Source organism: Spirillospora sp. NPDC127506 (genome assembly GCF_040302145.1).
In the GTDB taxonomy this organism is placed as follows: Bacteria; Actinomycetota; Actinomycetes; order Streptosporangiales; family Streptosporangiaceae; genus Spirillospora.
This window is the reverse complement of record NZ_JBEORG010000002.1, coordinates 1-21,128: the sequence shown is the minus strand read 5'-3', so window position 1 is coordinate 21,128 and position 21,128 is coordinate 1. Positions and strand designations below refer to the sequence as shown.

Annotated in this window: 23 protein-coding genes; 11 read left to right on the top strand and 12 right to left on the bottom strand. The window is 71.6% G+C overall.

Translation table 11 applies throughout. From position 1 onward, the window contains the following. Positions 1 to 19: 19 nt before the first annotated feature. Positions 20 to 1,843: a Stk1 family PASTA domain-containing Ser/Thr kinase gene (gene pknB, locus ABTW95_RS02740; protein WP_500223937.1), complete on the top strand. Its 1,824-nt coding sequence runs from the start codon at positions 20 to 22 to the stop codon at positions 1,841 to 1,843. A gap of 218 nt (positions 1,844 to 2,061) precedes the next feature. On the opposite strand, the gene ABTW95_RS02735 is transcribed toward pknB, so the two are convergent. Genes ABTW95_RS02735 through ABTW95_RS02725 form a run of 3 tightly spaced genes read right to left on the bottom strand, consistent with a single transcriptional unit; the run spans position 2,062 to position 3,718 of the window. Then, a complete protein-coding gene (locus ABTW95_RS02735) occupies positions 2,062 to 2,250 on the bottom strand; it encodes a hypothetical protein (RefSeq protein WP_500223933.1) in 189 nt (62 codons plus the stop codon). 8 nt (positions 2,251 to 2,258) lie between these two features. After that, the gene (locus ABTW95_RS02730) at positions 2,259 to 2,927 is read right to left on the bottom strand and encodes a class E sortase (RefSeq protein WP_500223931.1); all 669 of its coding nucleotides are present in this window, start codon (positions 2,925 to 2,927) and stop codon (positions 2,259 to 2,261) included. Positions 2,928 to 2,968: 41 nt separating this feature from the next. After that, the gene (locus ABTW95_RS02725) at positions 2,969 to 3,718 is read right to left on the bottom strand and encodes a DUF881 domain-containing protein (RefSeq protein WP_500223929.1); all 750 of its coding nucleotides are present in this window, start codon (positions 3,716 to 3,718) and stop codon (positions 2,969 to 2,971) included. A 95-nt stretch (positions 3,719 to 3,813) separates the two neighbouring features. On the opposite strand from ABTW95_RS02725, the gene ABTW95_RS02720 reads away from it, so the two are divergent. Next, positions 3,814 to 4,071 (top strand): cell division protein CrgA, encoded by a 258-nt coding sequence (locus tag ABTW95_RS02720; RefSeq protein WP_396448127.1) that lies wholly within the window; start codon positions 3,814 to 3,816, stop codon positions 4,069 to 4,071. Between the two features lie 98 nt (positions 4,072 to 4,169). On the opposite strand, the gene ABTW95_RS02715 is transcribed toward ABTW95_RS02720, so the two are convergent. Next, entirely contained in the window at positions 4,170 to 5,066 is an 897-nt protein-coding gene (locus ABTW95_RS02715) for a rhomboid family intramembrane serine protease (protein ID WP_396448128.1), read from the bottom strand. 60 nt (positions 5,067 to 5,126) lie between these two features. Further along, positions 5,127 to 5,651 carry a peptidylprolyl isomerase gene (locus tag ABTW95_RS02710; RefSeq protein WP_396448129.1) on the bottom strand — a complete coding sequence of 175 codons (525 nt, stop codon included), beginning with the start codon at positions 5,649 to 5,651 and terminating at the stop codon, positions 5,127 to 5,129. Between the two features lie 172 nt (positions 5,652 to 5,823). Between ABTW95_RS02710 and ABTW95_RS02705 the strand changes: the two genes are divergently transcribed. Both ABTW95_RS02705 and ABTW95_RS02700 read left to right on the top strand, forming a co-directional pair. Then, complete coding sequence (locus tag ABTW95_RS02705; RefSeq protein ID WP_396448130.1) at positions 5,824 to 6,297, top strand: hypothetical protein; 474 nt, start codon at positions 5,824 to 5,826, stop codon at positions 6,295 to 6,297. Between the two features lie 82 nt (positions 6,298 to 6,379). Beyond that, positions 6,380 to 7,186, top strand: a complete 807-nt coding sequence (locus tag ABTW95_RS02700; protein ID WP_500223919.1) for an acyltransferase — start codon at positions 6,380 to 6,382, stop codon at positions 7,184 to 7,186. Between the two features lie 466 nt (positions 7,187 to 7,652). Here ABTW95_RS02700 and ABTW95_RS02695 read toward each other — a convergent pair whose 3' ends face one another. After that, a complete protein-coding gene (locus ABTW95_RS02695) occupies positions 7,653 to 9,116 on the bottom strand; it encodes a DEAD/DEAH box helicase (RefSeq protein WP_396454277.1) in 1,464 nt (487 codons plus the stop codon). 167 nt (positions 9,117 to 9,283) lie between these two features. Beyond that, positions 9,284 to 9,793, bottom strand: a complete 510-nt coding sequence (locus ABTW95_RS02690) for a rhodanese-like domain-containing protein (protein WP_396448133.1) — start codon at positions 9,791 to 9,793, stop codon at positions 9,284 to 9,286. A gap of 94 nt (positions 9,794 to 9,887) precedes the next feature. On the opposite strand from ABTW95_RS02690, the gene ABTW95_RS02685 reads away from it, so the two are divergent. Beyond that, the gene (locus tag ABTW95_RS02685; RefSeq protein ID WP_500223912.1) at positions 9,888 to 10,871 is read left to right on the top strand and encodes a helix-turn-helix domain-containing protein; all 984 of its coding nucleotides are present in this window, start codon (positions 9,888 to 9,890) and stop codon (positions 10,869 to 10,871) included. On the opposite strand, the gene ABTW95_RS02680 is transcribed toward ABTW95_RS02685, so the two are convergent. Beyond that, positions 10,835 to 11,149, bottom strand: coding sequence for a hypothetical protein (locus ABTW95_RS02680; RefSeq protein ID WP_500223911.1), 315 nt, complete (start codon positions 11,147 to 11,149; stop codon positions 10,835 to 10,837). The two genes, ABTW95_RS02685 and ABTW95_RS02680, sit on opposite strands and share 37 nt — an antisense overlap. 248 nt (positions 11,150 to 11,397) lie before the next feature. On the opposite strand from ABTW95_RS02680, the gene ABTW95_RS02675 reads away from it, so the two are divergent. The 5 genes from ABTW95_RS02675 (at position 11,398) to cydC (ending at position 18,292) form a co-directional block, all read left to right on the top strand. Then, positions 11,398 to 12,237: a S1 family peptidase gene (locus ABTW95_RS02675; RefSeq protein WP_396448136.1), complete on the top strand. Its 840-nt coding sequence runs from the start codon at positions 11,398 to 11,400 to the stop codon at positions 12,235 to 12,237. Positions 12,238 to 12,415: 178 nt separating this feature from the next. Beyond that, the gene (locus tag ABTW95_RS02670; RefSeq protein ID WP_396454278.1) at positions 12,416 to 13,831 is read left to right on the top strand and encodes a cytochrome ubiquinol oxidase subunit I; all 1,416 of its coding nucleotides are present in this window, start codon (positions 12,416 to 12,418) and stop codon (positions 13,829 to 13,831) included. Between the two features lie 11 nt (positions 13,832 to 13,842). Further along, entirely contained in the window at positions 13,843 to 14,862 is a 1,020-nt protein-coding gene (cydB, locus tag ABTW95_RS02665) for a cytochrome d ubiquinol oxidase subunit II (protein ID WP_396448138.1), read from the top strand. Further along, a complete protein-coding gene (gene cydD, locus ABTW95_RS02660; protein ID WP_396448139.1) occupies positions 14,859 to 16,508 on the top strand; it encodes a thiol reductant ABC exporter subunit CydD in 1,650 nt (549 codons plus the stop codon). The genes cydB and cydD overlap by 4 nt, the downstream gene beginning before the upstream one ends. Before the next feature lie 41 nt (positions 16,509 to 16,549). After that, positions 16,550 to 18,292, top strand: a complete 1,743-nt coding sequence (gene cydC, locus ABTW95_RS02655; RefSeq protein ID WP_500223908.1) for a thiol reductant ABC exporter subunit CydC — start codon at positions 16,550 to 16,552, stop codon at positions 18,290 to 18,292. A 205-nt stretch (positions 18,293 to 18,497) separates the two neighbouring features. Here the strand turns inward: cydC and ABTW95_RS02650 are convergent, their stop codons facing one another. The 4 genes from ABTW95_RS02650 to ABTW95_RS02635 form a co-directional block, all read right to left on the bottom strand. Then, on the bottom strand, positions 18,498 to 18,785 hold the full coding sequence (locus ABTW95_RS02650) for a hypothetical protein (RefSeq protein WP_500223906.1): 288 nt from the start codon (positions 18,783 to 18,785) through the stop codon (positions 18,498 to 18,500). A 118-nt stretch (positions 18,786 to 18,903) separates the two neighbouring features. Further along, positions 18,904 to 19,158, bottom strand: a complete 255-nt coding sequence (locus tag ABTW95_RS02645; RefSeq protein WP_500223903.1) for a hypothetical protein — start codon at positions 19,156 to 19,158, stop codon at positions 18,904 to 18,906. Between the two features lie 298 nt (positions 19,159 to 19,456). Further along, complete coding sequence (locus tag ABTW95_RS02640) at positions 19,457 to 19,678, bottom strand: hypothetical protein (RefSeq protein ID WP_500223900.1); 222 nt, start codon at positions 19,676 to 19,678, stop codon at positions 19,457 to 19,459. Between the two features lie 384 nt (positions 19,679 to 20,062). Next, positions 20,063 to 20,503 carry a MarR family winged helix-turn-helix transcriptional regulator gene (locus tag ABTW95_RS02635; RefSeq protein WP_396452889.1) on the bottom strand — a complete coding sequence of 147 codons (441 nt, stop codon included), beginning with the start codon at positions 20,501 to 20,503 and terminating at the stop codon, positions 20,063 to 20,065. A gap of 78 nt (positions 20,504 to 20,581) precedes the next feature. On the opposite strand from ABTW95_RS02635, the gene ABTW95_RS02630 reads away from it, so the two are divergent. Continuing rightward, positions 20,582 to 21,019, top strand: a complete 438-nt coding sequence (locus ABTW95_RS02630; RefSeq protein ID WP_500223896.1) for a DUF6069 family protein — start codon at positions 20,582 to 20,584, stop codon at positions 21,017 to 21,019. Positions 21,020 to 21,128 lie beyond the last annotated feature (109 nt).

The following is a 21,128-nucleotide window of genomic DNA, read 5'->3' as shown; positions in this document are numbered from 1 at the left end:
TACGAGGGAAAGTGCACATATGAGTCAACCTCGGCTGCTCGGCGGCCGCTACGAGCTCGAGTCGGTGATCGGGCGGGGCGGCATGGCCGAGGTCTACCGTGCCCGCGACCTCCGCCTGGATCGCGTCGTCGCGGTCAAGACGCTGCGCTCCGACCTGGCCCGAGATCCGACGTTCCAGGCCAGGTTCCGGCGCGAGGCCCAGTCGGCGGCGTCGCTGAACCATCCCTCGGTCATCGCCGTGTACGACACCGGCGAGGACATGATCGGCGACACTTCGATCCCGTACATCGTCATGGAGTACGTGGACGGCAGCACGCTGCGCGACCTGCTGCGGGAGAACCGCGCGCTGCTGCCGGAGAAGGCGCTGGAGATCACCGACGGGATCCTGCGCGCGCTGGACTACAGCCACCGCGGCGGGATCGTGCACCGCGACATCAAACCGGCCAACGTGATGCTGACCCGGCAGCACGAGGTCAAGGTCATGGACTTCGGCATCGCCCGCGCCATGGCCGACTCGGCGGCCACGATGACGCAGACGGCCCAGGTGATCGGCACCGCGCAGTACCTGTCGCCGGAGCAGGCGCGCGGCGAGCGGGTGGACGCCCGCAGCGACATCTACTCGACCGGCTGCGTGCTGTACGAGCTGCTGACCGGCAAGCCGCCGTTCACCGGCGACTCCCCGGTCGCGATCGCCTACCAGCACGTCCGGGAGGAGCCGGTCCCGCCGTCGCAGGTGGACCCGCAGATCCCGCAGTGGGCGGACGCGATCGTGCTGAAGGCGATGGCGAAGGACGCCGACCACCGCTACCAGAGCGCGACGGAGTTCCGGCAGGAGATCCAGCGCGTCCTGCAGGGGCAGCCGGTGGCGTCGACGGCGGCGTCCACGATGCTCATGGGCGGCGCGCAGCAGCCGCAGGGCACCCAGGTGATGGGCGCCTACCCGCCGGGCGCGGCCCGCACGCAGGTGCGCCGCCCGCCGGACGACGGCTACGGGCTGCCGCCCGTCCACTACGACGACGACATGCCGGAGCGCGGCGGCAACGGCAAGAAGGCCGCGCTGTGGGTGGGGCTGGCGGTGCTGTTCATCGGCGGCGCGGCCCTCATCGGCTGGATGCTGAGCGGCGGCGGCGGCGAGAAGAACACCCAGGTCGCGATCCCGCAGAGCATCGTCAACGTGTCGCAGAGCCAGGCGACGGCGGAGCTCACCAAGCTGGGCTTCAAGGTCGGCGAGCCGAAGACCGACTACAGCGACGACATCCGCAAGGGCTACGTCATCAGCTCCGACCCCGAGCCCGGCACGAACGCGCCGAAGGGCGCCACGGTGACGCTGCTGGTCTCCAAGGGCAAGAAGCCGCCGACGGAGGTCGAGGTGCCGGACGTCACCGGCCAGCCGTACGCGACGGCGAAGAAGCTGCTGGAGGCGAAGGGCTTCGAGGTGCAGCGGAAGGCGGAGTCGAGCGACACCGTCCCGCGGCTCAACGTGATCCGCACCGACCCGGCCGGCGGGACGAAGGCGCCGAAGGGCTCGACCGTCACGGTGGTGTTCTCGAACGGCCCGACGGAGCTGAAGGTGCCGAACCTGTTCAACAACAGCCAGCGGGCCGCGTGCGGCAAGCTGAAGGCGGTCGGGCTGGAGTGCCGGGTGCAGAAGGGCCAGGCGCCGCCCGACCGGCAGGTCGCGCCGGGCTTCGTCTACGACCAGCAGCCAGGCGAGGGCGCCACGGTCGCCCCGGGCGACACGGTGACGATCTTCGTCGCGGACAAGCCGCAGCAGACGCCGACCCAGCCGGGCGGCTCGCCGACGACGCCGGGCTTCCCCGGCTTCCCGGGCGGCAACGGCTGATCCCGCCGGTTCAACGTGAAGGACCCCGGCTCTCCCTGAGGGAGGCCGGGGTCCTTCACGTTGCCGCTGCGTTGGCGCCGCACGGGCCGCGGGCCTGCCCGGGGCCGGACATGAAACGGGGCTTCCGCCACTCGGGGGCAATGGCGGAAGCCCTCGTTATGGTCTTCGTCACGTGCCCGTAGGACGTTACGGATTTCAACCGAATTTTTCTCGGCACGTCAGCCGGGGGTCGGGGAGGCTGACGGGCCGGGGGTCTGGACGACGCCGTGGTCGAACTGGATCTTGGATTCGATCCGGGGGAACGCCACGTACCAGAGGACGGCGGCGACCGCGAGCACGATGCCGAGCGCGGTCGCGGTCTTGGTAGGCCACGCGCCGGGGAGACGGCGCCAGATCCAGGCGTACACGGGACCTCCTACCTTCCGGCGGGCTGCGCGGCGGGCTGCGCGGCGGTCTTCGCGGGGGGCCGCACGCGGGGCAGCGCCTCGGCCAGCCTCCCGAAGATGATCATCCGTTCGGCGGCGGAGTACTTGGGGTGGCAGGTGGTGAGCGTGATGAGCCGCTCGGTGGGCCTGCGCTTCGGGTGGAACGGGACCGGCGCGGTCACCTCCGTCGCCGACGGCTTCACGATCCTGCGGTCGGTGACCTTGTAGACGTACTGCTCGTCGCGGGTGTCGATGAGGATCTCGTCGCCGCGGTCGAGTTCGCCGAGCCGGTTGAACGGGGCGGAGTAGGTCGTCCGGTGCCCGGAGACCACGAAGTTGCCGATCTGGCCGGGCAGCGCGGTGCCGGGATAGTGGCCGGGGCCCTTGCGCAGGTCGTCGCGGTCGACGCCCTCGATGACGACGAAGTGGTAGTCCTTGCCGAACCGGGGGATGCGGATCATCGCGAGGCCCTTGCCGAGCTTCACCCGCTCGGTGGTGACCTTGCCGCTCTTCCAGCCGTTCAGCATCTCGTCGTGGAGGCGGTCCTGCTGGCCCTGGGTGTACCGGCCGGTGCCCCACAGCTCGTAGGTGACGAACAGCATGACGATCAGGCCGGCGGTGATGCACAGCTCGCCCAGGCCACGGATCACCGTCCGCACGCGCGTCCTCCTCCTTCCGTGGCCGGCCGGGCGCGGCCGGGTCAGCCCCCGGCGCCCGGCGGCACCGTAGCGTGCTTCATCGCCGCGTTGCCGGTGTAGGGCGGCAGTGTGGCGCGTTCCACGGTCCGCACCGAGTAGCCGAGCCCGTACGCGCGGACGTACTTGCGGTAGACGGCGATCTCGGGGGACGCGCCGAGCGCCGCGCGGAGCCGGTCCGGGTCGCCCACGGCGGTGATCCGGAACGGCGGGGAGTACACGACGCCCTGGAGGATCAGGGTATTGCCCACGCACCGCACCGCGCTGGTCGAGATCACCCGCTGGTCCATGATCTGCATCCCGCGGGCGCCGCCGGCCCAGAGCGCGTTGACGACGGCCTGGACGTCGCCCTGGTGGACGACGAGGTCGTCGGGGCGGACGCCGTGCGGGAGGTCCTCCGTCTTCGGCAGCGGCGCGTCGTCCAGCGAGACGCGGACGGCGCGGCCGGTCAGCGGGGTGAACCCGGCGGCGGCCGCGAGCCGGTCGGCCTCCGCCCGTGCACTTTTCACACGCGCGTCGTGACGTCCGGCCTCGCGGGAGATACGGTCGATCTGGTCGCGGAGCCGCCGGTACTCGGCGCGCTCCTCGCGGCCCCGCTGCTGCTCGGCGGCGATGAGCCCGGTGACGTCGGTCCGGCCCTGCTCGCGCAGGCTCGTGCCGCGGGCCGTGCTCGCGCTCGCCGCGAACAGGGTCCCCGCGAGGAGCGTGAGAACTGGGATGATGCTTCCCCACGCAGGACGCCGTACATTGCTCATCAGTCAGTGCTCACCAGCGACTACGCTAACCGACAAAGCACCCATGCGCGGTCCGGCGCTCCGGCCGCCGGACGCCCGAGGAGATCGATCCAACCGTGGCCAAGTCGAAAGTCCGTAAGAAGGCCGTCTACACGCCTCCGCAGAAGTCCAAGGCGCCCGAGGTCAGCCCCCGGTGGCTCGTGCCCACGATGGTCGGGCTGTGGCTCATCGGCCTCGCCTGGATCGCCGTCTTCTACGTGACGGCCAGCACCGGCACGAAGGTGCCGGTCATGACCGACCTGCACAACTGGAACCTGGGGATCGGCTTCGCGGCCATCATCCTCGGCGTGATCCTGTCGACCCGCTGGCGCTGACGGTAAGTTATCCACAGGCTGGGGATCTCCCACCCCGCCTTCCCCAGGTTTTCCACAGGGTCTTTCCACAGGTCCGATCCGCGCGCCCGGCGGCGCCGCTACAGGGACGGGTTGAGTTCGGCCGTCCGCAGGACCACCAGCGCGGCGAGCAGCACGAACGTGAGCACCGGCGCCGCGATGTGGAACAGCCGCCGCCGCGCGGCGGGAGCGTACGCGTAGGCGGCGGCCAGCAGCGCGCCGACCGCGAGCCCGCCGACGTGCCCCTGCCAGGAGATCCCCGGCACCGAGAACGTGATCACCAGGTTGATCACCAGCAGCACCACGATGGGGCCGACCGGCCCGCCCAGCCTGCGGCCGATCACGAAGTACGCCCCGAACAGCCCGAAGATGGCGCCGGACGCGCCGACCGCCGAGTCGTTCGGCTGGCCGACCAGGTACAGCAGCACCGACCCGCCCAGCCCGGACAGCACGTACAGGGCCAGGTAGCGCCACCGTCCGAGCAGCTGCTCCAGCGCGGGGCCGACCGCCCACAGCGCCCACATGTTGAACAGGATGTGGGTGATGCCGAACGTCCCGCCCCGCTGGTGCAGGAACATCGTGGTGAACAGCCGGTACCACTCGCCCTCGGCGACCCCGCCGACGCTGCCGTCGGGCAGCGCGGCGCGGCCGAGCATCATGAACTCCCAGACGACCCGCCACGACGCCAGCTCGGCGAGGTAGGCCACCACGCACGCGCCGATGAGCGTGTACGTGACGACCGGCACGGCGGACGCGGGAGCGCGCCCGCCGAGCGCCGTCCGCGGCACCGCCCGGCGGACGCCCCGGTTGCCCTCGGCGACGCACTCCACGCACTGGTGCCCGACCGCCGCGTCCCGCATGCAGTCGGGGCAGATGTAGCGGTCGCACCTGACGCAGCGCACGTACGTCTCGCGCCCCGGATGCCGGTAGCAGGTCGGGACCGAGGTCTCGGAGGCGGGACTGGGCTCTGTGCTCATTCGGGGCTCCGTGGGCCGATGCGGGCGGTCACCCGCCGCGGGGTCTCACTGTGGCAACGACTAACGCCGCTCGATCGTCACCGATTCCAGCACGACGTCCTGCTGCGGCCGGTCCATCCGCCCGGTCGGGACCTTGCCGATCCGGTCGACGACGTCGGTCCCCTCGATGACCTTGCCGAAGATGGTGTGCCGGCCGGTCAGGTGCCGGGAGTGCCCGACGTCCAGCGTGATGAAGAACTGGGAGCCGTTGGTGCCGGGCCCGGCGTTCGCCATCGCCAGCAGGTACGGGCGGTTGAACTTCAGGTCGGGGTGGATCTCGTCCTTGAACTCGTAGCCGGGCCCGCCGGTGCCGGTGCCGAGCGGGTCGCCGCCCTGGATCATGAACTGGTCGATGACGCGGTGGAAGATCGTCCCGTTGTAGAGCGGGGCGTCGGTCTTCTGCCCGGTGCGCGGGTCGGTCCAGGTCCGGGTGCCCTCCGCCAGCTCGACGAAGTTCGCGACCGTCTCCGGCGCCTGCTCCGGGTACAGCTGGGTCACGATCCTGCCGAGCGACGTGTTGAGCGTCGCGAAGATCTCGTTGGCCACGCTGGCCGCCTCCTCATGAGGTGGATGTCTGAGTTCTGCACGTTACGGTCTCGGCCATGCGCGAATCGACTACCCGGCGTGAACCGGTGGTCACGCAAACGGGGTTTACCTTCCGAACGCTGGGAAGGCTGCATGGCAGGACCTCGCAAACAGGGAGGTTAGCGTGTCCCTAATGATCAGTATCCGCCGGAAGCCGCAGGAGGAAGTTCTCACCCGGTTCGGCCGCGTCCAGGAAGCGGCCCGGCAGGGCGCCGAGATGTGCCGGCAGAGCGCTTCCGGCGCGGCGGAGCGGATCGCGCCCGTCGCGGAGGAGCGGCTGATGGCCGTCCGCGGCTGGAGCGCACCGAGGCTCCGGCAGGCGGCCCGGTACGTGGAGTCCGGGCTCGCTCCGCGGGTGAGCACGTTTCTGAGCGATGCCGCCGGACGGGTGGAGCCCCCCAGGCGGGGCGGGCCCGGCCGCGGCGCCCTCATGGCGATGATCGCCGCGGTCGCCGCGGTCGGCGTGGCCGGCGCGGTGGCGACACGGCGCGGCGTCATCCGCGACATGACCAAGGGTTCCGGTGAGCACGCGGAGGACGCCACCTCGGCCGACTCCATGACGGTCTCCGGCGCCGATGTCGACGGTCAGGTGCATTCGCCGCACTAGCGCGAAGCAGCGGAGGGCCCGGTCGTTCCGGCCGGGCCCTCCGCCGTGCACGGGGATGGCTACCACCCGGTACGGTAACGCCATGTCGCCGAAGCGCTCGATCGGGCAGGTGCTGGCGGCCCGCGTCCGGCGGCGGGCACGCCAGGGCATGCACGCGGCCGTGCACCGCACCTGGGAATGGGTCCAGCGGCACGGCGAGATCACCCCGCACACGCCCGGCCGGCGCAAGTTCGCCTATCTCGGCGAGGGCGCCTGCATCGGCTTCCCCATCGGCTCCATCTACGGCGAGCCGTGGATCTCGATCGGCGACCACACCCTCGTCGGCACGCACGTCACGATCTCCGCCGGGTTCGTCCCCGGCCTGGACCTCGGCCCGGACGTCATCGTCCGCATCGGCGCGAGCTGCTCCCTCGGTCGCGGCACCCACATCGTCGGGCACCAGTCCATCGACATCGGCGACGACGTCTTCACCGGTCCGAACGTCTACATCACCGATCAGAACCACACCTACGGCGATCTGCACATGCCGATCGGGCGCCAGTGGCCGGAGAACAACCCGGTCGTCATCGGCGACGGCTGCTGGATCGGCACCGGCGCGATCATCCTCCCCGGCACCCGGCTCGGCCGGAACGTCGCCGTCGCCGGCGGCGCCGTGGTCCGCGGCGAGTTCCCCGACCACTCGGTCATCGGCGGCGTCCCCGCGAAGATCCTGCGCAGCCACGACAAGGAGAACGGCTGGCAGCCGCCCCTCCGCAACGACCCGCTGATGTCGCTGGACGAGCTGGCCGCCCTCTCCGTCAACGGCCTGGACGGCCTGCAGATACTCCAGGACAAGCTCCGCGAGGAGTCGGCGCCCGAACCGGAACCGCTCCAGGAAGAGGCCGGCTGACCGGCCCGCGGGTTGCGCGGTCCGCAACGCCCGTCCGCGCCGGCGAGCACGGCGAACGGACGGCGAGACGAGGCAGCCGGCGAGCAGACGTCCCGCTCGCCGATCGGCACGGCCGCGCCGGGACGGTCCACCCTCGGCAGCGTCTTCATGAAGATCACGTGCACCGGCCGCCCCGGCACACGGGTGCGGACGGCTGCGGTCGGGACCGTTCCTCGCCCGCCCATGCCCTGCGGCGTCTTCATGAAGATCGCCTGCACCGGCCGCTCCGGCACACCGGTGCAGGCGGCTGCGGTCGAGGCCGCTCCTCGCCCGCCCGTGGCCGGCGGCGTCCTCACGAAGATCGCGTGCTCCAGCCGCTCGGGCACATCGGTGCGGGCGGCTGCGGTCGGGGCCGTTCCGCGTCCGCCCTTGGCCCGCGCGGGAAAGCGAAGAGCCCCGCCGGGTGGGCGGGGCTCTTCGGTGCTCGTCAGTTGTGGCGGGCCGGGCGGTGGTCGTTGCGCCGGCCGCCGTGCGACGGGGAGCCGGTGCGGGGGCCGCCCCGGCGGTCGCCGCCGGAGTAGGCGCGGTGCTCGCCCCGGCCGGAGTCGCCGTCGCGGCGCCGGCCGTCCTGCCGGTCGTAGCCGCGCGGGCCGCGGCGGCGGCCGCCGCCCTGGCGGCCGCGGTTCTCCCGGCGCGGGCGCTCCGGGATGATCGGGCCCTCGATCGGGATGCCGGACGGCGGGCGGGCGCCCGTCAGCTTGACCAGCTCGGCGTCGCCCGCGCTGACCCGGACGCGGGGCGCGTTGATCCCGGCGCGCCGCGTCATCGCGGACGTGGAGCGCACCTGGTGCGGCAGGACGAGCGTGACGACGGTGCCGCGCTCCCCGGCGCGGGCGGTCCGCCCCGCGCGGTGCATGTAGTCCTTGTGGTCGGCGGGCGGGTCGACGTGCATCACCAGCGACACGTCGTCCACGTGGATGCCGCGGGCGGCGACGTCGGTGGCGACCAGCACGCTGATGGAGCCCTCGCGGAACTCGGCGAGCGTGCGGGTGCGCAGGCCCTGGCTCTTGCCGCCGTGCAGGCCGGCCGCGCGGACGCCGACCTGGACGAGCTGCTTGGCGAGCCGGTCGACGCCGTGCTTGGTGCGGGCGAACAGGATCGTCCGGCCCTCGCGGTTGGCGATCTCCGCGGTGATGGCGCTCTTCTCCTTCGGCGCCACGAGGAGGAGGTGGTGGTCCATGGTGGCGACGGGCTCGTCCACCGGGCCGATCGCGTGCGTCACCGGGTCGTCGAGGTAACGCTTGACCAGGACGTCCACGTCCTTGTCGAGGGTGGCGGAGAAGAGGAGCCGCTGCCCGCCGGGCTTGACGGCGTCCAGGATGTCGGTGACGTCGGGCAAGAAGCCCATGTCGGCCATGTGGTCGGCCTCGTCGAGCACGGCGATCTCGATGTCGGACAGGTCGCAGGCGCCCTGCCGCATCAGGTCCTTCAGCCGGCCGGGGGTGGCGACGAGGACCTCGACGCCGCGGCGCAGCGCGTCGATCTGCTTGAACATCGAGGTCTGGCCGATGACGGTCTTGAAGTGCAGCCCGAGGCCGCGGCCCAGCGGCTCCAGGTTGTTCTGCACCTGCTGGGCGAGCTCGCGGGTCGGCACGAGGATGAGCGCCAGCGGGCGCTTCGGGGCGGCCTTGCGGCCGGACAGGCGGGTGAGGAGCGGCAGGCCGAACGCCAGGGTCTTGCCGGAGCCGGTCTTGCCGCGCCCGAGGACGTCGCGTCCCGCCATGACGTCGGGGATCGCGGCGGCCTGGATGGGGAAGGGGGCCTCGATGCCCTGGCGCGCCAGGGCGTTCACCAGCACCGGCGGGATGCCGAGCTCGGCGAAGGTGGGAACCCGCTCTTCGTCCGCGATGGCGGGCATGGACGGGTTCTGTTCAGCGGCAGCTGTGGTCACGCATTACCTTCCGAGAGGGGGGCACGTCTCGGGAGGCACCGCGTTCCGCGCGGCCTGCAAGGACGAGCCTGACGCCGTGGTGGCGCCGAAGAGTGATTCGTAGAGTCTAACGTCGCCGGGGTGCCTCCTTATGCCCCGTCCCGCCTGGAACATGCGTCAACCGCGTCTCAGCAGGCGCACGCGGCGCCCGCCGCGGGAGCCGTCAGCGGGTCCGGGGAGCGTCGCGTGACGGCGCCGCCGCCGGTCTCGACGGGGAACCCTTCGCGCGCCCAGTACTCGAACCCGCCGATCATCTCCTTGACCGGGCGCCCGAGCTTCGCGAACTCCAGCGCCGCCTTCTGCGCGCCGTTGCAGCCCGGCCCCCAGCAGTACACGACGGCGGTCGCGCCGGGCGGCACGGCGGCGTCGCCGCGCTCGGCGATCTCGGCGGTGGGCAGGTGGATCGCGCCGGGGATGTGGCCCTGCGCCCAGCTCTCCGCGCTGCGGGTGTCGACGACGACGATGCCGGCCGCCCCGGCCTCCAGATCCGCGGCGACATCGGACACGTCGGTCTCGAACGCCAGCCGCCGGGCGAAATGCGACCGCGCCTCCGTGGGGCTCGCCGCAGGGACGGCATTGACGGCGGACCCGCCGCCGGCAGTGTCCGGTGGGACGGGGGTCTTGGGGACGGTGTTCATCCGGGGCTCCTTCATTCGTGGATGCGACCGATCTTCGTGTGCGCGCGGGCTCTGCGGGAGTGGCGTGAATGTCGGGCATCGCTAAGATCTCGCCATGATCGTCACTTCCCCGGGGCGGCGGCACACGGTTTCGGTGCTGGCGTTCGACGGGATGGCGCCGTTCGAGCTCGGGTCGGTCGTCGAGGTGTTCGGGCTCCCTCGGCCGGAGCTGGACATCCCCTGGTACGACCTGCGGGTCTGCTCGCTCGAGCGCGGCCCGATGCGCGCCGTCGGCGGCTTCACGATGGCGGCCGAGCACGGGCTGGACGCGTTCGCGTCCGCGGACACGGTGATGGTCGTCGCCGTCCCGGACGTCCGGCGGGACCCGCCGCCCGAGGTCGTCGCGGCGCTGCGGGAGGCGCACGCGCGCGGCGCCCGCGTCGTGTCCATCTGCTCGGGCGCGTTCGCGCTCGCCGCCGCCGGCCTGCTCGACGGACGCGAGGCCACCACCCACTGGCGGTACGCCGACCTGCTGCGCCGCCGCTTTCCGGACGTCCGCGTGACGCCGGACGTCCTCTACGTGGACGGCGACGACGTGCTCACCGGGGCGGGCAGCGCCGCCGGGCTCGACATGTGCCTGCACCTCGTCCGCAAGGACCACGGCGCGCGGGTCGCGAACATGGTCGCGCGGCGCCTCGTCGTCCCGCCGCACCGGGAGGGCGGGCAGGCGCAGTTCGTGGAGGCCGCCGTGCACCTCCCCGAGGAGGACGATCCGGTCGCGCGCAGCATGTCGTGGGCGCTGGCGCACCTCGCCGAGCCGATCACGGTCGCGCGGATGGCGCGCGAGGCGTGCCTCTCGCCCCGCACCTTCATCCGGCGTTTCCGGCGGCAGACGGGGACGAGCCCGCTCCGCTGGGTCATCGGCCAGCGGGTCCTGGCCGCGCTGCCGCTGCTGGAGGAGGGCACGGCGCCGGTCGAGGAGATCGGCGCGGCCGTCGGCTTCGAGAGCCCGGCGACGTTCCGGCGCCATTTCGTCCGGGCGATGAAGACGTCGCCGTCCGCCTACCGGCGCACCTTCCGCGCCACGGAGGCCACGTGAGGCCGCCGTCCGCGGAGAAGCCGTCGAGCCCGGTCGTCAGGTAGTCGACGAACACGCTGCCGGTGCATGCTGATGACGACGCCGAACTCGTCCGCCACGATCGCGGGCGTCAGCTCGCCGGACGGCGGGGCGTAGCGGTGCCCGCCCATCCACAAGCCGGGGACGATCTCGTCCCACGGGCGTTCCGCGTCCGGTGCTCCCCTGCCGGTCACCCGGAGCAGCTCCGGATGCGCCGCCGACTCCGAAAGGATCATGCGCGCCGCGTCCCTCAGTTCCATGGAGCGCAGTCCAGAGGCGCCGTCCAGGGTGCGGGCGGGGTGATCCGGACGCGCGGAGCGCAGCCCGGTTTGGCAATACCTGCCCTATTTTTCGGGTTTCCGCAGGTCGCTGGAAGCGGCTCCTTTCCCCGGGGCGGGGCCGCGGTTACCATCGCGCTGCGCGTCCGGCGCCGAGTGCCGCTGTGCTCCCGGGTGCTCGCCCCCGCCGGGCGCCGTGCCCCGCTGCCCCGCCGAGAGGACCCCCCGCCATGCAGAGACGCATCCTGGGCGTGCTCGTCGCCGCCCTCCTCGGGATCGGGACGCCGGCCGCCGCCGCGTCCACCGCGTCCGCCGCGCCCGCGCCGCCCAAGGTCGCCGTCGACTTCACCGGGATCGTGGCGCTGAGCAACTGCTCCGGCTCGCTGGTGCGCACGCCCGCCGCGGCCGACGGCGACCCGGCGCTCGTGCTCACCAACGGCCACTGCTACGAGGGCGGCATGCCGTCCGCCGGACAGGTGATCACGAACCGGCCGTCGAACCGCACGTTCACGCTCCTCAGCCGCGACGGCCGGGGGACGCTCGGCCGGCTGCGCGCGTCGCGGATGCTGTACGCGACCATGACCGACACCGACGTGACCCTCTACCGGCTCAACACCAGCTACGCCGCGATCGAGCGGAACTACGGCACCACCGCGCTGCGGCTGTCGCTCGACCACCCGACCGCCGGGGCCGACCTGCGCGTGGTCTCCGGGTACTGGCGGCGCATGTACTCGTGCAGCCTCGACGGGTTCGCCTACCGGCTCCGCGAGAGCCAGTGGACGTGGAAGGACTCGGTGCGCTACACGTCCTCGTGCGACGTGATCGGCGGAACCTCGGGGTCGCCGGTCATCGACACGGCGTCCGGCAAGGTCATCGCCGTGAACAACACGATCAACGAGGACGGCGGCCGCTGCACGCTCAACAACCCCTGCGAGGTGGACGAGGCGGGGAACATCACGGTGCGCCCGCACATCGGGTACGCGCAGGAGACCTACATCCTGGGCGCCTGCATCGCGCCCGGCAGCGTGATCGACTTCGACCGCCCGGGCTGCGCCGTGCCGCGCGGCTGACGAACCGACCCCCGCGGAGCCCGCGCCCGGACGTCCGGACGCGGGCTTCCGCCGTCTCCGGGCCCGGTCGCCCGCTGTGAGCGATGTTACGACGGTTCGTAGTACTACAGGCCGTAGTATTTCTGACAGGCTGTAGTACTACAGCTTGTAGTAGTTGAGTCGGAGAGGCATCTGGGCCATGGACTCGGTCGACATCGCACGGTGGCAATTCGGGATCACCACCGTCTACCACTTCTTCTTCGTCCCGCTGACGATCGGACTGTCCGCGCTGGTCGCCGGGCTGGAGACGGCGTGGCTGCGGACGGGCAAGACCCGGTATCTGCGCGCCACCAAGTTCTGGGGCAAGCTCTTCCTGATCAACTTCGCGATGGGGATCGTCACCGGCATCGTGCAGGAGTTCCAGTTCGGGATGAACTGGAGTGACTACTCCCGGTTCGTCGGTGACATCTTCGGCGCGCCGCTCGCCATTGAGGGCCTGCTCGCGTTCTTCGTCGAGTCGACCTTCCTCGGCCTGTGGATCTTCGGCTGGGACCGGCTGAACGCCAAGCTCCACAACGCCTGCATCTGGCTCGTCCACATCGGGACGCTGCTGTCGGCGTACTTCATCCTCGCCGCCAACTCGTGGATGCAGCACCCCGTCGGCTACCGCGTCGACCACGAGACCGGCCGGGCCGTCCTCACCGACTTCTGGGCCGTCCTCACCAACTCGACGCAGCTCGTCGCGTTCCCGCACACGATCACGGCGGCGTTCGTCACCGGCGGCCTGTTCATGGCCGGCGTCAGCGCCTGGCACCTCGCCCGCCGCAAGAACATCGAGGTGTTTCGCCCGTCCCTGAAGCTGGCCCTCGTCGTCACGGCGATCGCCTCCATCGGCGTCGCCATCACCGGCGACGTCCAGGGCAAGGTCATGACCGACCAGCAGCCGATGAAGATGGCCGCCGCCGAGGCCCTCTACGAGACCGAGCAGCCCGCGTCGTTCTCGCTGTTCACCGTCGGGACGCTGGACGGCGACGAGGAGATCTTCGGGATCAAGGTGCCGCGCGTCCTGTCGTTCCTCGCCACCGGCACCTTCGACGGCGAGGTCAAGGGCATCAACGACGTCCAGGCCGCCGAGGAGGCGCGCTACGGGCCCGGCGACTACCGGCCGAACATCCCCGTCGCCTACTGGAACTTCCGCATCATGGTCGGCGTCGGGATCCTCACCGCGCTCGTCTCCCTCGCCGGGCTGTGGCTGCTGCGCCGCGGGCGGCTGCCGGCCAACCCGTGGGTGTACCGGATCGGCGTGCTGTCGCTGGCGCTGCCCTTCATCGGCAACTCCGCCGGCTGGATCTTCACCGAGATGGGACGGCAGCCCTGGTCGGTGTTCGGGGTGCTGAAGACGTCCGCGAGCGTCTCGCCCGGGGTGTCGCCGGCGTCGATGCTCATCTCCGTCATCTCGCTGACCGCGCTGTACGGCGTCCTCATGGTCATCGAGGCGGGGCTGATGCTCAAGTACGCCAAGGCCGGGCCGCCGTCCGAGGACGAGGTGCTGCCCCCGCCGCCGTCCGACTCCGACTCTGACTCCGACGAGCGCTCGCTCGCGTTCGCCTACTGAGGGGGCCGGTCATGGAACTCACCACCGTCTGGTTCATCGTCATCGCCTTCCTGTGGACGAGCTACTTCTTCCTGGAGGGATTCGACTTCGGCGTCGGGATGCTGCTGCCCGTCCTCGGCCGCGACGACGTCGAGCGGCGCGTCCTCATCAACACCATCGGGCCCGTCTGGGACGGCAACGAGGTCTGGTTCATCGTCGCCGGGGCCGCGACGTTCGCCGCGTTCCCCGAGTGGTACGCCACCCTGTTCAGCGGCTTCTACCTGCCGCTGCTGGCGATCCTCCTCGCGCTGATCGTCCGCGGCGTCGCGTTCGAGTACCGCGGCAAGAAGGACGACCCGCGGTGGCGCGCCCGCTGGGACAGGGCGATCTTCTGGGGGAGCCTGCTGCCCGCGTTCCTGTGGGGCGTCGCGTTCGCGAACATCGTCCGCGGCGTGCCGCTGGACGCCTCGCACGAGTACGCCGGGACGCTCGGCGACCTGCTCAACCCGTACGCGCTGCTCGGCGGGCTCACCACGACGATCCTGTTCGTCCTGCACGGGGCGGTGTTCCTCGCGCTGAAGACGTCCGGCGACGTCCGCGTCCAGGCGCGGCGCGTCGCGACCGTCGCGGTGGCCGCGGCCGTCGCCGCGGGCGGCGCCTTCCTGCTGATCACGCAGGTGCAGCACGGCAAGCCGGTGACCTGGCTGACCGCCGGCGGGGCCGCCGCCGGGCTGCTGCTCACCGCCGCCGCCAACCGGCGCGGACGCGAGGGCTGGGCGTTCGCCGGCACCGGCGCCGCCATCGTGCTCGCCGTCGCCACCCTGTTCACCGCGCTGTTCCCGGACGTCATGCCGTCCACGCTCGGCTCCGGCGGGCTGACCACCGAGAACGCCGCATCCAGCGGCTACACGCTGAAGATCATGACGTGGGTCGCGGCGGTGTTCACCCCGATCGTGCTGGTCTACCAGGGGTGGACGTACTGGGTGTTCCGGAAGCGGATCAGCACCTCCCACATCCCGGCCGCCCCGAAGCAGACCGAGCCGGTGCCGTGAAACCCCTCGACCCCCGGCTGCTGAAGTACGCCCGGACGACGCGGGTGTTCCTGCTGTCGTCCGTGGCGCTCGGCACCGCCACCGCCGGGCTGATCATCGCGCAGGCGACGCTGCTGGCGGACATGCTCACGCGGGCGTTCCTGGGCGGCGCCACCCTCGCCGGCCTGCGCACGCCCCTGGTGCTGCTGCTGGCCGTCGTCCTCGCGCGGACGCTGGTCGCCTGGCTGCAGGAGGTCGCCGCGCACCGGTCGTCCGCCGCGGTGAAGTCCCAGCTGCGCGGCCGGCTGCTCGCCCGCGCGCTGGCGCTCGGGCCGCGCTGGCTGTCCGGCGAGCGCAGCGGCGAGCTCGCCACCCTCGCCACCCGCGGCATCGACGCGCTGGACGACTACTTCTCCCGCTACCTGCCGCAGCTCGTCCTCGCGGTGACCGTCCCGGCGGCCGTCGGGTTCCGGATCCTGCTCGGCGACTGGCTGTCCGCCGTGACGATCGCGGCGACGCTGCCGCTCATCCCGGTCTTCGCGATCCTCGTCGGGCTCACCACGCAGCGGAAGATGGACCGGCAGTGGCGGACGCTGTCCGTCCTCGCCGCGCACTTCCTGGACGTCGTCGCCGGGCTGCCCACGCTGAAGATCTTCGGCCGGGCGCGGGCGCAGGCGGACAAGATCCGCGAGGTCACCGACCGGCACCGGCGCGCGACCATGTCGACCCTGCGGATCGCGTTCCTGTCGGCCCTCGTGCTGGAGCTGCTGTCGACCCTGTCGGTCGCGCTCGTCGCGGTGTCGATCGGGCTGCGGCTGGTCGAGGGCGGGCTGGGACTGGAGACCGCGCTGCTCGTGCTGATCCTGGCGCCGGAGGCGTACCTGCCGCTGCGGCAGGTCGGCGCGCAGTACCACGCGAGCGTCGAGGGCCTCACCGCCGCGTCCCGGATCTTCGAGGTCCTCGAAACGCCGCCGCCGGTCACCGGGACGCGCTCGGACCTCCCCGACCTCTCCCGCGCGACCCTCCGCCTGGACGGGGTGACGGTCGCCTACGACCGGGGGCCGGCGCTCGCCGGCTTCTCGATGACCGTCCACCCCGGGGAGACGGTCGCGCTGATGGGGCCGAGCGGGGCCGGGAAGTCGACGGTGCTGTCGGTGCTGCTCGGGTTCGTCCGGCCGGACTCGGGGCGCGTCCTGATCGACTGGGACGACCTGTCCGACTTCTCGCCGGACGCGTGGCGCGCCCAGATCGCCTGGGTGCCGCAGCGCCCGTACCTCTTCGCCGGGACGGTCGCCGAGAACATCCGCCTCGGCTCCCCCTCGGCGTCCCAGGCGGAGGTGCGGGCCGCCGCCGAGGCCGCGAACGCGCTCCCGTTCATCGAGGCGCTGCCCGCGGGCTTCGACACCCCGCTCGGCGACCGCGGCGCCGGCCTGTCGGCGGGCCAGCGCCAGCGCCTCGCCCTGGCCCGCGCGTTCCTCCGCGACGCGCCGCTGCTGTTCCTGGACGAGCCGACCTCGAACCTGGACATGGAGAGCGAGGCCGCGGTCATCGACGCCGTCGAGCGGCTGAAGGCGGGCCGCACGGTCGTCCTCGTCGCGCACCGCCCGACGCTGCTGCCGCTGGCGGACCGCATCATCCGAGTCGATCCCGCGGCGGTGCCGGCATGACCCTCATTGATTCACGTGAAACCTCCCGCCCGGCGGGGGGCGTGATCCTGCGGCTCATCACGTTCGCGCGCCCGGCCCGGGGACGGCTGCTGCTGGCCGTCCTGTTCGGGGTTCTGGCGCTCGGCAGCGGGGTCGGGCTCATGGCGACCTCCGCGTGGCTGATCTCGCGGGCCGCGCAGCATCCGCCCGTCCTGACGCTGATGGTCGCGATCGTGGCCGTCCGCGCGTTCGGGCTCGGCCGCGGCGTGTTCCGCTATATCGAGCGCCTCACCGGGCACGACGCGACCTTCCGCATCCTGGCCGACCTGCGCGCACGCGTGTACGAGCGGCTGGAGCGGCTCGCGCCCGGCGGGCTCCCCGCGTTCCGCGGCGGCGACCTGCTGAACCGGCTCGTCGCGGACGTCGACGCCGTCCAGGACCTCTTCCTGCGCGTGCTGCTGCCGTGCACGGTCGCCGCAGTCGTCGGCGGCGCGTCGGTCGGGGTCGCCTGGGCGCTGCTCCCGTCCGCGGGCGTCATCCTGCTGGCCGCCCTGCTGGCCGCCGGTGTCGCCGCGCCGTGGCTGTCGTCGGTGACGGCGCGCCGGGCCGAACGCCGGACGACCGACCTGCGCGGCGAGCTGGCCTCCCACATCGTCGACACTCTCCAGGGCGCACCGGAACTCATCGCCTACGGCGCAGCACCCGCCCAGCTCGCCGAGGCCGCCCGCCTCGACCGCGAGTTCACCCGGGCCACGGCCCGCTCCGCCGCCACCGCCGGGCTCGGCGCGGCCATCTCCGCGCTCGCCGGCGGGCTGGCCGTGTGGGGCGCACTCGCCGCGGGCGTCCCGGCCGTCCGCTCGGGCGCGCTCGACGGGGTGCTGCTCGCGGTGATCGTCCTGCTGCCGCTCGCCGCGTTCGAGGTGGTCGCCGGGCTGCCGACGGCCGCGCAGTGCCTGCAGCGCGTCCGGCGCTCGGCCGCGCGGATCTTCGCCGTCCTGGACGCGCCGGCGCCCGTCCGGGAGCCGGCCGACCCGGCGCCGCTGCCCGCCGCCCCGTACACCCTCAAGGTCGAGGACCTGCGAGCCCGGTGGACGCCGACCGCGCCCTACGCGCTCGACGGCGTCTCCCTGGAGCTCGTGCCGGGGCGCCGCTGCGCGATCGTCGGCCCGTCCGGGTCGGGCAAGACGACGTTGACCTCTGTGCTGCTGCGCTTCCTGGACCCCGCGTCCGGGGAGGTGACCCTGAACGGGGTCGATCTGGGCGCTCTGGCCGGGGACGACGTCCGCAAGGTCATCGGCCTGTGCGCGCAGGACGCGCACCTGTTCGACTCCACGATCGGCGCGAACATCCGGCTGGCGCGCCCGGCCGCGACCGACGACGAGATCCGCGACGCCCTGCGCCGCGCCCGCGTCCTCGACTGGGTCGACTCGCTGCCGCAGGGGCTCGACACCTACGTCGGCGAGCACGGCGCCCAGGTCTCCGGGGGCCAGCGCCAGCGCATCGCCCTGGCCCGCGCCCTGCTGGCCGACTTCCCGATCCTTCTCCTGGACGAGCCCGCCGAGCACCTCGACGTCGCGACGGCCGACGAGCTCACCGCCGACCTGCTCCGCGCCACCGAGGGCCGGACGACCCTCCTCGTCACCCACCGCCTCACCGGCCTGGACACCGTCGACGAGATCATCGTCCTGGACGGGGGCCGCGTCGCCGACCGCGGCACCCACGCGGACCTGGTCTCCCGTCCGGGGCTGTACCGGTCCCTCTGGCAGCGCGAGCACGCCTCTGCTCCCGTGCCGGCGGGGCCCTGACCGGACTCGGCGGCCATCGGCGTGACGGCGGGGGCGGCCGCGGCGTCCACCCTGCCGCCACCGCGGAGCCGACTTCGTCGGCCACCCGATGTGGCTCATCATCAACCTGCAAATGGAAGGCTCATCCGGCAGCCCAGGCCCCACCGCCAACACCTACTACAAGGCCCGCAACATTTACGTAGGCCGCACCCGTACCTGACGCGCCTCAGTCCAGCAACGGGGCGGCGCTCCTGACGATCCGGTACAGGCAGTCAGAGACATCGGGATGTTCTCTGATCTCCTCCTCCAGCAGAACGCGCCAGCACCCGGCTTCGCGGTAGTAGGCATCCTCGCGCAGCAGGCGCAGCCGAGTCTCCATCAGCCGCGTCTCCCAGGGCGTCCCCAGACATCGGCTGACCTCGCCGAAGACCCACCAGCACAGCTCGGTCCCGGCGATCGTCACCAGAACACGGGCAGCCTCAAAGGCGACGCGCTGCGGCGTAACGGACGCCATGCGCGAAAACTACGCTCGCCACCACCCGCTGTCGACCATCACCTGAGTTCCGGGCCACGGGAACCCCGCCTACGGACACCCCCGTTACGCCGTCCTCATGCGCTTGTGGAGCCGCGAGCTACTTCCTGAGACCTCCCAGGACCTTCCAGACCACGAACGCCCACAGTACGGTCGCCACGAGCAGGGGATAGAAGAACAAATACTCCCCAGCGAGAAGCGACCCGAGAGAACCCACGACAAAACCGAAGAGAACCAGGACGTAGACCGCGATCATGATCCATCCAGCCCATCCATGATCGCGGTAATAGAGCCGGTAGAGGGCGAGGACGACGATCATCGCTAAGGGTTGAACGATCCACTGCAGGACACCCACAGTGGCGATCATCCCACCGCAGACACGGAGTGGAAGGCCCGCAGACGACAGCCCCGCTCCATGTGGCTCGGCCAGTCGCTGCCGATCTCCACCTGGCGGCAGGCCTCAACCGTCCCCACACCAGCGAGGATCAGTTTCCAGTACTCGTCCTCAATCTCCAGTTGCCGCTCGCGTCCCCGCCGTCCCAACTCCACACCCCTTCACATACCGGGAGTGTTGCGACAAGTACTGGAACCCGCCCGTCGCCTGGGGGTCAGTTTTCACGTGTCGCCGACACGGTGGAGAGCCCATGGGGTCTTCAGCAGGGCAGCCGGGGCCGCCCGCCCCATGAGGGCCGGACGGACTGCAATGCCGCTCCGGCGGCCCGGGGCTCCGAGAACGACGCCGGCGAACCGCTCATCCAGCCTTGCGGGACGAAGTGCAGCGCGTCCCGGACGCCCCGCCAGAAACCCGCCCAGTGCTCCACCGTGCCCGGGTTGATCAGCCGGTTGACGACGATCCCCGCCGCGAGGCGTCCCACCAGCTCAACCGCACCGCGGCCTCCGCCTTGTACAACGCTCCCGCACCCGGCACGTCGCCGACCGAGCGCACAGCGCGCACAAGCCGAGCGCCGATGTGGATGCTCGGGCTCCACCAGCATCTGGGAGCTATTCGCCTGGACGCCGGCGACGGCACGGCCTGGTACTCATCACGAGGCCGGGCCTCAACACGAGGCGCGTCAAACGCTCACGGAGACCGACTGACCGCGCACAAGGCCGCGACGCGCACCCCGGCGAGTCGCTGGGAAAGGGTGGGCAGACACGTAGCAATCCGTGAATTTCGGCTTCGAACTCGGCCAGTTTCGTCCGCATCCCCTGCTGGCCGGTCTCGTGTGCGGCCAGGCTCGCAGGTCCCACGGGCGGGGTCACGGCCTTTGCGTGGCGGTTCGCAGTGCAGCGAGCACGCGGGAGAGGACCCTGGCGAAAGTGGCGAGCTCGGCCTCAGAGATGCCGGCGAGCAGGCGAGCGGTGCCGTCGTCGCGGTCGGCCCCCCATCCGGCGGCCAGCGCCCGGCCGCGCGGGGTGAGTGACACCAGGACCGCGCGCCCGTCGGCGGGGTGCTTGGTGCGCGCTACGAAGCCCGCGTCTTCCAGCGCGTTCACCAGGCCGGTCACGTTGCGCGGAGTGCAGTCGAGCACGTCGCTGAGTTCGCGCTGGGTGAGCTGGCCCCTGCTGTGGAGCAGCCAGATGATCTCACCCCTGGCGGGAGTGAGCCCGTTCTCGGCCAGGCGACGGTTCATCATGCCGCCGAGCACCACGGCCAACTCGAACAGCCGGTCCATGACTTCGGCGCTCTCGACGTCCATGCCCCACCTCAATATAGTGAAGTGCACTTCACTATTACGTGTGATTCGCTCCGTCAGACGCTACCGAGGGCAGGACGCATGACCGACCCACCAGACGCTGCAACTCCGGACAGGCGCCCGTGGACCGACCAGCCGTTATGGCGAGTGGGCCTGGTCACCGCGCTGGCGGCCGCAGCGGCGAGCGTCCTCGTGTACGAGGTCGCCCGAGCCGCCGGAGTGCCGATGGAGCTGACCGAGGTGTTCGAGGACGAGTACGAGCGAATGCCGTTGATCAACATGGCGTTCGGGGCGCTTCTGGATGGAGGAGTGGCCGGAACCGCGCTCGCCGTAGCGTGCCGACGATGGGCCAGACGCCCGCGATCTTCGTTCGTTGCGCTTACAGTGATCGGCCTCATCGCCTCTTTCGTCCTCCCCGTCATCAGCGACGGCACCACCGCAACGAAAGTCGTCCTGTCGATTAGCCACATCGTCGTCGCGATCATCATCGTCCCAGCACTGGCACTAGGCCCTGTTTAGGAAGTCTCGTCCCTGGTCGGCATGTCGTGTCTGGAGATGGGTGAGGTCTCCGGTAGATGGATCAACGACCAAGAAGACCATCTGCACGGAGACCTCGGTGGCCAGGGTA

Bases quoted from the DNA above. Each gene is read 5' to 3' on its own strand.
- pknB (WP_500223937.1), top strand. From the start codon at position 20: ATGAGTCAACCTCGGCTGCTCGGCGGCCGCTACGAGCTCGAGTCGGTG.
- ABTW95_RS02725 (WP_500223929.1), bottom strand. From the start codon at position 3,718: ATGAGCAATGTACGGCGTCCTGCGTGGGGAAGCATCATCCCAGTTCTC.
- ABTW95_RS02715 (WP_396448128.1), bottom strand. From the start codon at position 5,066: ATGAGCACAGAGCCCAGTCCCGCCTCCGAGACCTCGGTCCCGACCTGC.
- ABTW95_RS02705 (WP_396448130.1), top strand. From the start codon at position 5,824: ATGATCAGTATCCGCCGGAAGCCGCAGGAGGAAGTTCTCACCCGGTTC.
- ABTW95_RS02700 (WP_500223919.1), top strand. From the start codon at position 6,380: ATGTCGCCGAAGCGCTCGATCGGGCAGGTGCTGGCGGCCCGCGTCCGG.
- ABTW95_RS02690 (WP_396448133.1), bottom strand. From the start codon at position 9,793: ATGAACACCGTCCCCAAGACCCCCGTCCCACCGGACACTGCCGGCGGC.
- ABTW95_RS02685 (WP_500223912.1), top strand. From the start codon at position 9,888: ATGATCGTCACTTCCCCGGGGCGGCGGCACACGGTTTCGGTGCTGGCG.
- ABTW95_RS02680 (WP_500223911.1), bottom strand. From the start codon at position 11,149: ATGGAACTGAGGGACGCGGCGCGCATGATCCTTTCGGAGTCGGCGGCG.
- ABTW95_RS02675 (WP_396448136.1), top strand. From the start codon at position 11,398: ATGCAGAGACGCATCCTGGGCGTGCTCGTCGCCGCCCTCCTCGGGATC.
- ABTW95_RS02670 (WP_396454278.1), top strand. From the start codon at position 12,416: ATGGACTCGGTCGACATCGCACGGTGGCAATTCGGGATCACCACCGTC.
- cydB (WP_396448138.1), top strand. From the start codon at position 13,843: ATGGAACTCACCACCGTCTGGTTCATCGTCATCGCCTTCCTGTGGACG.
- ABTW95_RS02650 (WP_500223906.1), bottom strand. From the start codon at position 18,785: ATGGCGTCCGTTACGCCGCAGCGCGTCGCCTTTGAGGCTGCCCGTGTT.
- ABTW95_RS02635 (WP_396452889.1), bottom strand. From the start codon at position 20,503: ATGGACGTCGAGAGCGCCGAAGTCATGGACCGGCTGTTCGAGTTGGCC.
- ABTW95_RS02630 (WP_500223896.1), top strand. From the start codon at position 20,582: ATGACCGACCCACCAGACGCTGCAACTCCGGACAGGCGCCCGTGGACC.